Raw genomic sequence first — 13,191 nt, 5'->3', positions numbered from 1 at the left:
GACTATCCTGGTCCTGGAGGACATTCCTGCCCTCCTGTTTTTGGTCCATTTTAACGGCAGAAAGCGGTCCTGAATTTCAGTTAACTCTGATTATGGCGAGGGTTTGCCGGGAAAATAGCGCCCAGCACGCTGGCATCATGCGCGCCGGTGACCGAAGGAAGGTTGCCGGGCAGCCCGGCCACGGTACGCCAGGCAAGCCATGCGAACGCCAGCGCTTCCATATCATCACCGCTGATCCCGGCGTCGTCCGTGGTGGTCACTTCGGTACCCGGTAGTAATCCCGCCAGGCGCGCCATCACCAGTGGGTTTCGGCTTCCACCGCCGCAGACCAGCAGGCGCTCGCATCCTCCGCTCAGGAGAACCTGTTCCGATATGGACACCGCGGTTAACTCGGCAAGCGTGGCCTGCACGTCCTGCGGCGCAAGCGCGGGGAATGGCGCAAGCTGGCGTTCCAGCCAGCCATAGTTGAAATATTCTCGTCCGGTGCTTTTCGGTGCCGGCAGAGAAAAATAGGGGTCGCTAAGCATGGACTGCAGTAAAGGAATGATCACTTTACCTTCGCTGGCCCAATCCGCATCCTTATCGTAGGGCTTACCGCACTGCCGCCAGATCCACGCATCCATCAGCATGTTACCCGGGCCGGTATCGTAACCGCGCACCGGCTGGCCGGGGATCAGCATCGACAGGTTTGCAATGCCTCCTATGTTTAGCACCATTCGGCGCTCAACCGGGTGCGCCAGCAGCGCCTGATGGAATGCGGGCACCAGCGGCGCTCCCTGCCCCCCAAGGGCGATATCACGACGGCGGAAATCCCCCACTACCGTAACACCCGTTTTCGCCACAATCTGGTTGTTATCACCAATCTGCAGGGTATGCGGCGCGTCACCGGTGGGTTCATGCCAGACGGTTTGCCCGTGGCAACCGATGGCGACCACGTCCTGCGGCTGCAGGTTTTCTTTGCGCATCAGCGCCAGCACCGCGTCAGCAAACAATGCCCCCAGTCGTACATCAAGCTGGCCAAGTTGAGAAAGCGTAAGTTGCTGGCCCTGACAGATACTCAGGATGTCCTCTTTCAAGGAGACGGGTATCGGCCAGGTCAGGCTCGCCTGCTGTGCCACCATGTTTTCATCTATGGCGGCCAGAACAACATCGACCCCATCAAGACTGGTACCTGACATCACACCAATGTAGCGACCCGATTTCATGCGCTTTCCTTACGTTATGTGGGCTTAAGATAAACACTCCAACATAAACAGCGCCGCTTTGCTATGCGGCGATAATATTTTTTAACAATGTCAGGGAGGTCACAGCGGAATTTTTGTTTATATCTCGTTAAGCCAAATTCAAGTACACTTTTCCTATTGTTAGTGCAATGGTAGGAATGATGGCCGTTAATGCCATATAATTTAGCCATAACGGATGCCCGAACCGGGCGTTTTTGGTGAACAGGAGATTCAAATGATTTTACGTGTACTGGGCGTTTCGCTGATTGGTTTAACACTGGCTGGTTGTGTGAATGACAGTTCACTTTCTGGCGACGTTTATAGCGCTTCTGAAGCTAAACAGGTTCAGAACGTGACTTACGGTACTATTGTTAACGCGCGTCCTGTTCAGATCCAGGGTGGCGATGAAAACAACGTTGTCGGCGCTATCGGCGGTGCTGTGCTGGGTGGCTTCCTGGGTAACACCGTAGGGGGTGGTACAGGTCGTTCTCTGGCAACAGCGGCAGGTGCGGTTGCGGGTGGCGTTGCGGGCCAGGGCGTTCAGGGTGCGATGAACAAATCCCAGGGCGTAGAGCTGGAAATCCGTAAAGATGACGGTAACACCATTATGGTCGTGCAGAAACAAGGTAACACCCGTTTCTCTGCCGGTCAGCGTGTTGTTCTGGCGAGCAACGGAAGCCAGGTCACCGTTTCCCCACGCTAATCTCTTTCTGGATGTGGCCTCCGGGCCACATCCATTTACATTATCAATCATTTTAAAACATTGTTTTACAAAAATCCTAACTGAGCAATTAATAAACCCTTCCGACATTGTTCGCGCGCAAAGTATTCATTTGTTAACGCATTAAACTATTCGAATTCAACTTACCTATTAATGCAACTTTAGTGCATTGTTAAAAACATGTATGAATCCGATTAGCTCTTATTTAAAAAACCGTTATATCTCTTTCTGCCTGGGTTGCATTGCAGTGGTTGGGCTGATGCAGGGTCTATTTCTCCATCTTGTTGAAGCCATCCCATCCTTTTCCCCATTATTATTCCCAACGCTGACCATTTTTTTACTCGTCTTTCATATGTTTATTGCCTGCTTTATGGCAATGAAATACTGGTGCGACCGCAAGCGATTATATTTGGTCGCGATTGCATTTGCTTTTGCAGGTTCAATGCTCCTGATGGTCGGTACGCTTTTAAGCTTCCCGGCATGGCTTCACCTGTACTCCTTCAGCATGGTGGACTATAACGATGCGATGATCTTCTTTATGTTCCGCCACCTGTTGATGGCGGTGCTGTTTATCATTTCAGGGCTGCTGTATACCCTTCGGGACTACCCGCTCTCGCGCTCTGGCCACATTTTTTCCGTCATCGGTATGTTTGTGTTCACCGTCGTTATGGTTGTGCTGGCCTGGCTTTATTCCGGCCACTCCTCGCTGCTCTCGTTAGATCTGGTGGATAATGAAACGCGGGAGTTTATGGTGCTCTGGCACCAGTTTATCAATATTATTTTAATTATCTTCTGGGTCGTTACATTAGCTGTTCTGATGTTTATTACGCGATTGCGGAATCTTTTTTGGGTTGGCGGTAACTTTTTATGCGTCTGTTATGCGGTGACGCTGACTATGCTGCTGATGGGCGGTCACGCAGAAGATATTGCCTGGTACCGTGCCCGTTTGTTTGAAACCACGGCAACCCTGCTTATTATTTTCGTGCTCCTGTATGACGTATTTAATCTTTATCGTGACTCGCATTTAAAGTACCAACAGTCTTATCAAAACTCGATTCGCGATCCGCTGACGCGCCTCTACAATCGCAGTTATTTTTATGACGCATTAAACCAGGCGCTGAGTCATGCTACCGCGAGCAGGCCTGTTTCAATTATCGTTAGCGATCTCGACCGCTTTAAGCGCATCAACGATAACTACGGCCACCTGCAGGGCGACAAAGTGCTGCAGTTTGTTGCCAATCTGCTGATGGATTCCGTTCGTCCACAGGACATTGCGGCGCGTATTGGCGGCGAGGAGTTTGTCCTGATGCTGGCGAATACCCCTTCAGACGCCGCCCTTCAGGTCGCGGAGCGTATAAGACTGCACTTGAGCAGTTTCGATAAATCAAGCAGCGCAGGACACCTGCCCGAGCAGATCACCATCAGCATGGGCGTCTTTACCGCAGCGTCACCAGAAATTACCGCCGAAACCTGCGTGGAGAGCGCGGACAAGGCAATGTACGAGGCAAAAGAAACCGGTCGAAACCGGGTGGTCGTCTTTGGTTGAAAAAAAGGCCTTGCAGATGCAAGGCCTTTTTATGATATCAGTCGCGCGACTGCAGCTCATGGATATTTTGCTCAAGGCGCGCAATGAGGCTGATGAGCAGTTCAAGCTCCTCAGGCGAAACGCCAGAAAGAATTTCGCCCCGCGTTTTACTGATGACGGCTTCCATCTCAGTGATGATTGGAGCCGCTTTCTCCGTGAGTTTAATGCGCTTAGCGCGACGATCGCTGGCGCAGGTTTGCCGGGAGATCAGTCCCTTCTCCTCCAGCTGATCGAGCGTACGCACCAGCGACGGCTGTTCAATCCCGATCGCTTTTGCCAGTTGGATCTGCGACTGTTCGGGCGGAAGCTGATGAATGTTATGCAGCGTAACCCAGTGCGTCTGTGTCAATTCCAGAGGTTTCAGGCGATGGTCAATCAGAGCACGCCAGACGCGTACTAACCTTGCCAGATCAGAACCTAATGGCGATTCCAATTTCATCTCCTTATAATTAGCTTGCTAAGTTATTATACTGATTTTAGAATAGTGTGCAGCATTTATATTGCCAAAACAAATGTAATACTGCATCCAACGTTGTTAATAGGATGATTTACACTGAGTAAGGATGTTTCATCATTTTAACAACAGGCCATCGTGGCTATGTGTTCACTGCAAAGGATCTCTGCTCGTGAAGTTCTCTTTAAGCTCCGCGGGGTTACCCCTTCAAGACCTGATCTTTGGTGCATCAGTCTACTTTCCTCCCCTGTTTAAAGCCGTTCTGGTGGGCTTTATGATCTGGCTTGTCGCACATCGACTACTCCGTGACTGGATGTATTCCGGCGAGATCTGGCACCCTATGCTTATGGATCTCTCCCTGTTTGCCCTCTCCGTGAGCCTGGGCCTGGCCATTTTGATTGTGTGGTAAACATGTCGCTAAAAACAGTAAAGTACTTTTCCACCCTTTTTGTTCTTGCCCTGGCGCTGATTGCCGGATGGTGGCTCTGGAATTTTTATATGCAGTCCCCCTGGACGCGTGACGGAAAAATCCGCGCGGAGCAGGTCAGCATCACGCCACAGGTTTCCGGAAGCATCACGACGCTTTTAGTTAAGGATAACCAGTTCGTTAAAAAGGGTGACGTTTTATTCCGCATTGACGAAACGCCCTTTCATATCGCCGTGCTCAACGCGCAAGCTCAGCTGGCGAAAGCCCAGTCCGATTTAGCGAAAGCGAACAACGAAGCAAACCGCCGCCGCCATTTGTCGCAAAATTATATTTCCGCTGAAGATTTAGATACGGCCAATATCAACGTAAAAGCCATGCAGGCCAGCGTAAACGTGGCGGAAGCCTCGCTCAAGCAGGCGCAGTGGGAACTGACGCAAACCGTGGTCGCCGCGCCGGTAGACGGGTGGGTGACTAACCTCACTGCCCGCGTGGGCAACTATGCCAGCACCGGACAGCCCGTCTTTGCCCTCGTCGACAGTCACTCCTTCTACGTCGTGGGGTATTTTGAAGAGACTAAGCTGCGTCATATCCGCGAAGGCGCTCCCGCCACCATCACGCTTTACAGCGGCTCGCAGACGTTACAGGGTCACGTTTCCAGCATTGGCCGCGCTATCTACGATCAGAGTGTTGAAACCGATTCTGGTCTGGTCCCGGACATTAAGCCGAACGTGCCCTGGGTTAGACTGGCGCAGCGCGTACCGGTTCGCGTGGAATTCGATCGCTTGCCGCAGGATATCACCCTGGTATCCGGCACCACCTGCACCGTCTCTGTCGGAACACGCTGATGAACCTGCAGGCGTTTTCCTGGCGAAACATGCCGTGGATTAAAGCAACGCGCCCGCAGTGGCGGTATGCGCTGCGAAACGGTATTGCCATGTGCCTGGCGCTGACCATCGCCTACTACCTGAATCTGGACGAGCCATACTGGGCGATGACCTCTGCGGCGGTGGTGAGCTTCCCGACCGTCGGCGGCGTAATCAGCAAGAGTCTGGGCCGCGTGGCCGGCAGCCTGCTGGGCGCCACGGCGGCGCTGATCATCGCGGGCCACACGCTGAACGATCCTTGGCTTTTTTTGCTAAGCATGGCGGCGTGGCTTGGGTTTTGCACCTGGGCCTGCGCCCACTTTACCAATAACGTCGCCTATGCATTCCAGCTGGCCGGGTATACCGCCGCCATTATCGCCTTTCCGGTCGTCAACGTCCTGGACACCACCGAGCTGTGGGATATCGCCCAGGCCCGCGTCTGCGAAGTGATTGTCGGCATTCTTAGCGGCGGATTTATGATGATGATCCTGCCCAGCACGTCAGACGGTACGGCGCTTATCACCGCCCTCAAGACCATGCATGCCCGACTGCTGGAACACGCCAGCCTGCTCTGGCAGCCAGACATCAACGATGACATCCGGCTTGCGCACGAGAAAGTGATCGGTCAGATCCTGACCATGAACCTGTTGCGTATTCAGGCCTTCTGGAGCCACTACCGCTTTCGTCGCCAGAATACCCTGCTTAACTATTTGCTGCACCAGCAGTTACGGATGACCAGCGCCATCTCCAGCCTGCGCCGAATGCTGCTGAACTGGCCGACGCCGCCGGAAAACACCCGCGCAATAATTGAAATGCTGCTCGCAGCCCTTGCCCGTCCGGATGCGGACATCTATACCGTGGCGCGAATTATCGCCCCCCTGGCCCCAGCGGATGAGTACGACTACCGCCATCGCGCCTTCTGGCAGCGGCTGAACTATTTTTGTCGCTTATATCTGCGCAGCAGCCGTTGGATCGAAGCGGTTGAGAACGCGACGCCGATTACCGAATTCAACGTTCCTGGCAGCCCCGCGCTGACGCGGCACACAGATTACCTTGAAGCGCTGTGGAGCGGTTTTCGCACCTTCTGTGCCCTGATGCTGGTTGGCTCCTGGGCCATCATCACGCAATGGGATGCCGGTAGCGCGGCCCTGACGCTTGCTGCCATCAGCTGCGTGCTTTACTCCGTCGCCGCATCGCCCTTCAACTCCCTCACGCTGCTGCTGCGCACGCTGGTCCTGCTGTCACTGTTCAGCTTTGTGGTGAAATTTGGCCTGATGGTGCAGATAAGCGATCTGTGGCAGTTCCTGCTGTTTCTGTTTCCTCTCCTGACGACCATGCAGTTGCTCAAGCTGCAAATGCCCAGGCTGGCCGGCCTGTGGGGACAGCTAATCGTCTTTATGGGGTCGTTTATTTCGGTCACCAATCCGCCCGTTTATGATTACGCGGACTTTCTAAACGATAACCTGGCGAAAATTCTGGGCGTGGGCCTGGCGTGGCTGGCCTTCGCCGTGCTGCGCCCCGGCTCGGATGCCCGTAAAAGCCGCAGACATATTCGGGAGCTACGCCGCGGTTTTGTCGACCAGCTCAGCCGTAAACCCCATCTTCGGGAAAATGAGTATGAATCGCTGGTGTATCACCATGTCAGCCAGCTCAATAACAGCCAGGACTCCCTTTCCCGCCGCTGGCTGTTGCGCTGGGGCGTGGTGCTGTTGAACTGTTCACACGTGGTGTGGCAGCTTCGCGCCTGGGAAACGCGTTCCGACCCGCTGTCGCAGGTGCGAGATGTCTGTATCGCCCTGCTGCGTGACGTCATGAGCGAGCGCGGAGTCCAGCAACGACCGCTGGAGGCCACGCTGACTGAACTTCAGCGCATCTGCGATACCCTCGCGCAACACCATTTGCCTGCCGCGCGCGATCTCGCCTCAATCATCTGGCGACTGCACTGCTCACTGTCGCAGCTGGAGCAGGCGCCGCCGCCGGGTACGATTGGCGATCAGATAACGCCGCAGGCATAGCGTGCCCCGCCGCCGCCGAGCGGTTTGGGCCGATCGGACATGTTATCGCCACCCACGTGGATCATCAGCGCTTTGCCTTTGACCTCTTCAAGCTTTTTGAGGCGCGGGGCAACGACCGGATCGGTAGCTTTGCCATCGTTGTTCACCACCAGCACCGGCAGGTCGCCAAGATGTCCCATACCTTCAGGGCCTTCGTGTTTACCGGAGTGCTGTGGATCGAGGTGGCCCCCCGCCGCTTCTGCCGCTGAAGCCTTACCCTCCTTCAGCGCGGGCTGACAGCTGCCATTTGCATGAATATGAAAGCCATGTTCGCCGGGAGGGAGAGCTTTAAGATCGGGGGCAAACTCCAGCCCCTTATCGGTTTCAGTGATTTTCACCGTACCAATGGACTGGCCCACACCCTGAGAGGTGACAAGATTGATTTCCACTTCATCGCTGGCCGCCTGCGCCCCTGCGCAAACAGCCAGCGTAATAACTGCCAGAGCAAAACGCTTCATATGACCTCCGTTGGTTATTTTTTGCCCCTTAAGTGTATACCAGGGGCAAAGATTTCACCGGAGAGGCCTCTTTTTGCGGATTAAGGCACGTCGTAGCCCAGCGCGGCTTTGCGGATGCGGAACCACTGCTGGCGGGTCATCTGCAGCTCTTCGGCCGCCAGCGCGGAACGGACGCGCTCAATTTTACCCGAACCAATAATCGGCAGCGGTTTAGACGGCAGGCGCAGGATCCACGCGTAGACAACCTGCTCGATGCTCTCGGCATTGAGCTCGCGGGCGACGGTTTCAAGCTCGTCGCGCAGCGGCTGGAATTCATCATCGTTGAACAGACGACCGCCGCCCAGGCACGACCAGGCCATAGGACGAATGCGCAGCTGCTGCAGCTGATCGAGCGTGCCGTCCAGCAGCAGAGGCTGGTGCACCGGGGAAATTTCAACCTGATTGGTTGCCAGCGTAAACGGCAGACGCGACTGCAGGAGCGCAAACTGCGCGGGTGTGAAGTTAGACACGCCGAAATGGCGGACTTTGCCGCTCTGGTGAAGCTCCAGGAAGGCTTCTGCCACCTCATCGGCATCCATCAGCGGATCGGGACGGTGGATCAGCAGCAGGTCGATGTGGTCCGTCGCCAGGTTCACCAGAGATTGCTCAGCGCTTTTGACGATGTGGGCACTGTCGGTGATGTAGTGTCCGAGCACATGCTCGGGTTTTGCCGTGGTGGCGATACCGCATTTGGTGACGATCTCCATGCGCTGGCGAAGCGCAGGAACCCGCTTGAGCGCTTCCCCAAACGCGGCTTCGCACTGATAACCGCCGTAGATGTCAGCATGATCGACAGTGGTAATGCCTAAGTCGAGATGCTCTTCAATGAAGCTCGCCAGCTGAAGGGGGGACATATTCCAGTCCATCAGACGCCAGTAGCCCATGACGAAGCGGGAGAACTCAGGGCCCTGGGGGGCAAGGGTAATACGCTGAACCATAACAAATTCCTCAAGGAAGTGATGTTATGAGTATACGCAATTACCCGCCTAAAACAGTGAAGGTTGCTGCGGTTCTTCCGATTCACCCGCTTTGTTTGCGCGGATTTTGCGCAGGAGCCGCTGTCGGCAGAGACGAAGTACGTCCTGCTTTTGCGTATCGCTAAAGTTTTGCCAGTTGAAACGCTCGTCGCGGGTACGCATACACCCGCGACAATATCCGCGCTCGTCCACCTGACAAATACCCCGGCACGGGCTCTGGATGGGGAAAAACTCCAGCTGCTCTGCCACACACACCTCCAGAAACCGACTATCACCTACAGTGAAGACGCTAAATGCCCTATGCGCAAGGGCTTTACCACAGATTTGTGGCATTAAGGTTTCACTAATCTTGCGCCTCTATACTCGCTGCATCATTAGAATGACGGGTTTATTAATCGATGTGGTCAATCAAAAAGTTACAGTGTAACGACATAAAATTCACTCTGGGCTGCGCGCTTTTCTTTACGCTCTTAAACGCGCTGTTTATTCAGCGCAGCTGGGCCATCATCGCCCCGGCACGCTTACACGACATGCTCTTTGCCGCATCCGTACCGCTGGTGCTGTTTTGCGGCTGGGTGATTGTCTTTAGCGTGCTTAATATCCCCTTTATTCGCAAGCCGCTTCTGATTGTCCTGACCGTAGGCTGCGCCGCCGCGACTTACTTTATGTATACCTATGGCGCGGTTATCGATCAGAACATGATTGTGAACGTGTTTGAGACAAACTCCCAGGAAGCGAACGCGCTGGTCACGCCGCAGATGATTCTGTGGATAGCCGTCGCCGGTCTCGTTCCGTCCGTGGTGCTTGCCCTGACGCGCATACGCACGGGAAAATGGTGGTATGCCCTGCTGATGCGCTTTGCCGCCATGCTCGGCGCGCTGCTGGTGATTATTTTGGTTGCGGCGGTGTTCTATAAGGATTACGCCTCGCTGTTCCGTAACAACAAAAGCATCGTCAAGATGGTCACCCCGGCGAACTACGTCAGCGCCGTGGTGAAATACAGCAAAATGCGCTGGTTTGCCGGCGACCAGACGCTGGTACGTATCGGCGAAGACGCCCATAAAGGCCCGCTGATTGCCGGGCAGCAGAAAAAAACCGTTCTGGTCCTGGTAGTGGGCGAAGCGTCGCGCGCGGCGAACTACTCCCTCAACGGTTATGGCCGCGAAACGAACCCTGAGCTGAAAAAGCAGGATGTCATTAACTTCCCGCAGGCGTCCTCATGCGGAACGGAAACGGCGGTCTCTGTTCCGTGCATGTTCTCCGGCATGCCGCGTAAAAAGTACGATGCCGATCTGGCCCGCCATCAGGAAGGCTTGCTCGACGTGCTTAAGCACGCGGGGATTTACCTGCTGTGGCGCGACAACGACGGCGGCTGTAAGGGTGCCTGTGACCGCGTACCGCATACGGACATGACCCAGTGGAAGCTGGATCAGTTTTGCAAAGACAAATCGTGCATTGACGACGTGAACCTCTACCGTCTGGATAACGTGCTGGACGGTCTGAAGCAGGACACCGTTTTGGTGATCCACCTGATGGGTAGCCACGGCCCGGCCTACTACAACCGTTATCCGGATACGTTCCGCAAGTTCACCCCGACCTGTGATACCAACGAAATTCAGGACTGCGATCATCAGGCGCTGATGAACACCTACGACAATTCCATTCTGTATACCGACAGCGTGGTCAGTAAAACCATCGACGCGCTGAAAGCCCGTCAGGCCAGCATGAATACGGCCCTGATCTACCTTTCCGATCACGGGGAGTCGCTGGGGGAAAGCGGTATTTACCTGCACGGCACGCCGTATATGCTCGCCCCAGAGCAGCAAACGCATATTCCGTTTATGTTCTGGCTATCGCCGGACTACACCAAAAACTTCGGTGTTGACGAACGGTGCATGCGCGATTTTGCTGCAAAAAATGCGGTTTCACAGGACAATCTTTTCTCGACCGTGCTTGGCATGATGGACGTAAAATCAACGGTTTATAAACAGCAGCTGGATATAATGAACGCGTGCCGCCGCTAAACCTGCTTGCATTAGACCGAACGGTCTATTAGAGTGCGGCCATGAGCAGAAATACTGAACACGATACGCGCGAACATTTACTGGCGACCGGCGAGCGTCTTTGCATGCACCGTGGATTCACCGGTATGGGTCTGAGCGAGTTACTGAAAACCGCTGAGGTGCCGAAGGGCTCTTTTTACCACTACTTCCGGTCTAAGGAAGCCTTCGGTGTGGCCATGCTGGAGCGGCACTATGCCGGCTACCACCAGCGGCTGGCCACCCACTTCGCCAGCGGTGAAGGTAACTACCGCGATCGTGTTCTGAATTACTATCAGGAAACGCTGACGCAGTTCTGTCAGCAGGGCATCATCAGCGGTTGCCTGACGGTAAAACTGTCCGCTGAAGTGTGCGATCTGTCAGAAGATATGCGCACGGCAATGGATAAAGGAGCCACCGGCGTCATCGCGCTTCTGGCGAAGGCGCTGGAGAAAGGACGCGACGAAAAAACGCTGGCCTTTACCGGCGAGCCGTTAACGCAGGCGCAGGTATTGTACGCCCTCTGGCTGGGCGCTAACCTGCAGGCCAAGATTTCTCGCAGTGCCGTGCCGCTTGAAAGCGCGCTGGCACATGTGAAAAGCAGCATTACAGCGCCTGGCGTGTAGCAGGCGTTTTTATTTACTTAATCACTAGTCGACTGGTCTACTCAGGAGTCTTTATGTCCGCTGAAAAATTATTTACCCCACTGAAAGTAGGCGCCGTAACCGCGCCAAACCGCGTGTTTATGGCTCCTCTCACCCGCCTTCGCAGCATTGAGCCGGGTGATATTCCGACCCCTCTGATGGGTGAATATTACCGTCAGCGCGCAAGTTCTGGCCTGATCATCTCTGAAGCCACCCAGATTTCCGCCCAGGCGAAAGGCTATGCGGGTGCGCCAGGGCTGCACAGCCCGGAACAGATTGCCGCGTGGAAGAAAATCACCGCGGGCGTGCACGCTGAAGATGGCCGCATTGCGGTACAGCTGTGGCATACCGGCCGTATCTCACACAGCAGCATCCAGCCTGGCGGTCAGGCGCCGGTTTCAGCCTCAGCCCTGAGCGCGAATACCCGCACCTCTCTGCGTGATGAAAACGGCAACGCCATCCGCGTCGATACCTCCATGCCGCGTGCGCTGGAGCTGGACGAGATCCCGGGCATCGTTAACGATTTTCGTCAGGCGGTCGCCAATGCCCGTGAAGCCGGCTTCGACCTTGTTGAGCTGCACTCTGCCCACGGTTACCTGCTGCACCAGTTCCTGTCGCCGTCTTCCAACCATCGTACCGACCAGTACGGCGGCAGCGTTGAAAACCGCGCGCGCCTGGTGCTGGAAGTGGTCGATGCGGTATGTAAAGAGTGGAGCGCAGACCGTATCGGTATTCGCGTCTCGCCAATTGGTTCTTTCCAGAACGTGGACAATGGCCCGAACGAAGAAGCCGACGCCCTGTACCTGATCGAAGAGCTGGCGAAGCGCGGTATCGCCTACCTGCACATGTCCGAGCCGGACTGGGCTGGCGGCCAGCCTTACACTGAAGCCTTCCGCCAGAAGGTGCGCGAGCGCTTCCACGGTGTGATCATCGGTGCGGGTGCATACACTCCAGAGAAAGCCGAAGATCTGATCGGCAAAGGCCTGATCGACGCGGTAGCGTTTGGTCGTGACTTCATTGCCAACCCGGATCTGGTTGCTCGTCTGCAGAAAAAAGCCGAGCTAAACCCACAGCGTCCGGAAAGCTTCTACGGCGGCGGCGCAGAAGGCTACACCGACTACCCTTCTCTCTGATCCCCGTTTGTCATTGATAGCGGCGACATTTCGCCGCTATACTAAAACATCGTTTCTGTTCAAAAAGATAATCCATTCCATTGGTTAATGAGGAAATTATGCGCCTACTTCACACCATGCTGCGCGTTGGCGACCTGCAACGTTCTGTCGATTTCTACACTAACGTCCTGGGCATGAAGCTGCTGCGCACCAGCGAAAACCCGGAATACAAATATTCACTGGCATTTGTTGGGTACGGTCCGGAGTCTGAAGAAGCGGTTATCGAGCTGACCTACAACTGGGGCGTTGACAGCTACGAGCTGGGCACCGCGTACGGCCATATCGCGCTGGAAGTGGACAACGCAGCGGAAGCCTGCGAGCGTATCCGCAGCAACGGCGGCAACGTCACGCGTGAAGCGGGTCCGGTAAAAGGCGGCACCACCGTGATTGCCTTTGTTGAAGATCCAGACGGCTATAAAATCGAGCTGATTGAGGCCAAAGACGCCGGTCGCGGCCTGGGCAACTGATCCCACCGGGCGCAATATGCGCCCGTCGTTTTACTTCCCCTCTCAAAATTTGCCATAATGCGCACTGC

General features: G+C 55.1%; 14 protein-coding genes. 9 read left to right on the top strand and 5 right to left on the bottom strand.

Features of this window, described 5'->3' with window-relative positions; genetic code table 11:
* Positions 1-80: 80 nt before the first annotated feature.
* Positions 81-1,205 carry an anhydro-N-acetylmuramic acid kinase gene (anmK, locus tag VPX56_RS10000; RefSeq protein WP_326471450.1) on the bottom strand — a complete coding sequence of 375 codons (1,125 nt, stop codon included), beginning with the start codon at positions 1,203-1,205 and terminating at the stop codon, positions 81-83.
* Between the two features lie 253 nt (positions 1,206-1,458).
* On the opposite strand from anmK, the gene slyB reads away from it, so the two are divergent.
* Both slyB and VPX56_RS09990 read left to right on the top strand, forming a co-directional pair.
* A complete protein-coding gene (gene slyB / locus VPX56_RS09995) occupies positions 1,459-1,926 on the top strand; it encodes an outer membrane lipoprotein SlyB (protein WP_131634472.1) in 468 nt (155 codons plus the stop codon).
* Positions 1,927-2,128: 202 nt separating this feature from the next.
* Positions 2,129-3,490 carry a sensor domain-containing diguanylate cyclase gene (locus VPX56_RS09990; protein ID WP_131634471.1) on the top strand — a complete coding sequence of 454 codons (1,362 nt, stop codon included), beginning with the start codon at positions 2,129-2,131 and terminating at the stop codon, positions 3,488-3,490.
* A gap of 37 nt (positions 3,491-3,527) precedes the next feature.
* Here VPX56_RS09990 and slyA read toward each other — a convergent pair whose 3' ends face one another.
* Entirely contained in the window at positions 3,528-3,968 is a 441-nt protein-coding gene (slyA, locus tag VPX56_RS09985) for a transcriptional regulator SlyA (protein WP_131634470.1), read from the bottom strand.
* 187 nt (positions 3,969-4,155) lie between these two features.
* Between slyA and VPX56_RS09980 the strand changes: the two genes are divergently transcribed.
* Genes VPX56_RS09980 through VPX56_RS09970 form a run of 3 tightly spaced genes read left to right on the top strand, consistent with a single transcriptional unit; the run spans position 4,156 to position 7,288 of the window.
* Complete coding sequence (locus VPX56_RS09980) at positions 4,156-4,392, top strand: DUF1656 domain-containing protein (RefSeq protein WP_263609376.1); 237 nt, start codon at positions 4,156-4,158, stop codon at positions 4,390-4,392.
* Positions 4,393-4,394: 2 nt separating this feature from the next.
* Entirely contained in the window at positions 4,395-5,255 is an 861-nt protein-coding gene (locus VPX56_RS09975; protein ID WP_131634468.1) for an efflux RND transporter periplasmic adaptor subunit, read from the top strand.
* Positions 5,255-7,288 (top strand): FUSC family protein, encoded by a 2,034-nt coding sequence (locus VPX56_RS09970; protein WP_326471443.1) that lies wholly within the window; start codon positions 5,255-5,257, stop codon positions 7,286-7,288. Before VPX56_RS09975 ends, VPX56_RS09970 begins: the two co-directional genes overlap by 1 nt.
* On the opposite strand, the gene sodC is transcribed toward VPX56_RS09970, so the two are convergent.
* From sodC to VPX56_RS09955, 3 genes are all read right to left on the bottom strand, one after another.
* Positions 7,267-7,785 (bottom strand): superoxide dismutase [Cu-Zn] SodC, encoded by a 519-nt coding sequence (sodC, locus tag VPX56_RS09965; RefSeq protein ID WP_326471441.1) that lies wholly within the window; start codon positions 7,783-7,785, stop codon positions 7,267-7,269. The two genes, VPX56_RS09970 and sodC, sit on opposite strands and share 22 nt — an antisense overlap.
* Before the next feature lie 80 nt (positions 7,786-7,865).
* Positions 7,866-8,762 carry an aldo/keto reductase gene (locus tag VPX56_RS09960; RefSeq protein ID WP_326471439.1) on the bottom strand — a complete coding sequence of 299 codons (897 nt, stop codon included), beginning with the start codon at positions 8,760-8,762 and terminating at the stop codon, positions 7,866-7,868.
* Positions 8,763-8,810: 48 nt separating this feature from the next.
* Positions 8,811-9,050, bottom strand: coding sequence for a DUF1289 domain-containing protein (locus VPX56_RS09955; protein ID WP_263609372.1), 240 nt, complete (start codon positions 9,048-9,050; stop codon positions 8,811-8,813).
* A 149-nt stretch (positions 9,051-9,199) separates the two neighbouring features.
* Here VPX56_RS09955 and eptA point away from each other — a divergent pair, with 149 nt between their 5' ends.
* The 4 genes from eptA to gloA all read left to right on the top strand — a co-directional run bounded on the left by eptA (position 9,200) and on the right by gloA (position 13,123).
* Complete coding sequence (gene eptA / locus VPX56_RS09950; protein ID WP_326471436.1) at positions 9,200-10,825, top strand: phosphoethanolamine transferase EptA; 1,626 nt, start codon at positions 9,200-9,202, stop codon at positions 10,823-10,825.
* A 41-nt stretch (positions 10,826-10,866) separates the two neighbouring features.
* Complete coding sequence (locus tag VPX56_RS09945; RefSeq protein WP_263609370.1) at positions 10,867-11,466, top strand: TetR/AcrR family transcriptional regulator; 600 nt, start codon at positions 10,867-10,869, stop codon at positions 11,464-11,466.
* Positions 11,467-11,519: 53 nt separating this feature from the next.
* The gene (gene nemA / locus VPX56_RS09940; protein WP_263609369.1) at positions 11,520-12,617 is read left to right on the top strand and encodes an alkene reductase; all 1,098 of its coding nucleotides are present in this window, start codon (positions 11,520-11,522) and stop codon (positions 12,615-12,617) included.
* 98 nt (positions 12,618-12,715) lie between these two features.
* Positions 12,716-13,123 (top strand): lactoylglutathione lyase, encoded by a 408-nt coding sequence (gloA, locus tag VPX56_RS09935; protein WP_131634460.1) that lies wholly within the window; start codon positions 12,716-12,718, stop codon positions 13,121-13,123.
* Positions 13,124-13,191: the final 68 nt, after the last annotated feature.

The organism is Enterobacter wuhouensis (assembly GCF_035835995.1).
GTDB classification, from domain to species: domain Bacteria; phylum Pseudomonadota; class Gammaproteobacteria; order Enterobacterales; family Enterobacteriaceae; genus Enterobacter; species Enterobacter wuhouensis.
Note: the sequence above shows the minus strand (reverse complement) of the source record. Positions and strands in the feature narration are given on the sequence as shown.

What these genes read in the sequence shown, in the direction of transcription:
- nemA (WP_263609369.1), top strand. Translation starts at nt 11,520, where the DNA reads ATGTCCGCTGAAAAATTATTTACCCCACTGAAAGTAGGCGCCGTAACC.
- VPX56_RS09960 (WP_326471439.1), bottom strand. Translation starts at nt 8,762, where the DNA reads ATGGTTCAGCGTATTACCCTTGCCCCCCAGGGCCCTGAGTTCTCCCGC.
- VPX56_RS09945 (WP_263609370.1), top strand. Translation starts at nt 10,867, where the DNA reads ATGAGCAGAAATACTGAACACGATACGCGCGAACATTTACTGGCGACC.
- anmK (WP_326471450.1), bottom strand. Translation starts at nt 1,205, where the DNA reads ATGAAATCGGGTCGCTACATTGGTGTGATGTCAGGTACCAGTCTTGAT.
- VPX56_RS09970 (WP_326471443.1), top strand. Translation starts at nt 5,255, where the DNA reads ATGAACCTGCAGGCGTTTTCCTGGCGAAACATGCCGTGGATTAAAGCA.
- eptA (WP_326471436.1), top strand. Translation starts at nt 9,200, where the DNA reads ATGTGGTCAATCAAAAAGTTACAGTGTAACGACATAAAATTCACTCTG.
- VPX56_RS09990 (WP_131634471.1), top strand. Translation starts at nt 2,129, where the DNA reads ATGAATCCGATTAGCTCTTATTTAAAAAACCGTTATATCTCTTTCTGC.
- slyB (WP_131634472.1), top strand. Translation starts at nt 1,459, where the DNA reads ATGATTTTACGTGTACTGGGCGTTTCGCTGATTGGTTTAACACTGGCT.
- sodC (WP_326471441.1), bottom strand. Translation starts at nt 7,785, where the DNA reads ATGAAGCGTTTTGCTCTGGCAGTTATTACGCTGGCTGTTTGCGCAGGG.
- VPX56_RS09975 (WP_131634468.1), top strand. Translation starts at nt 4,395, where the DNA reads ATGTCGCTAAAAACAGTAAAGTACTTTTCCACCCTTTTTGTTCTTGCC.
- slyA (WP_131634470.1), bottom strand. Translation starts at nt 3,968, where the DNA reads ATGAAATTGGAATCGCCATTAGGTTCTGATCTGGCAAGGTTAGTACGC.
- gloA (WP_131634460.1), top strand. Translation starts at nt 12,716, where the DNA reads ATGCGCCTACTTCACACCATGCTGCGCGTTGGCGACCTGCAACGTTCT.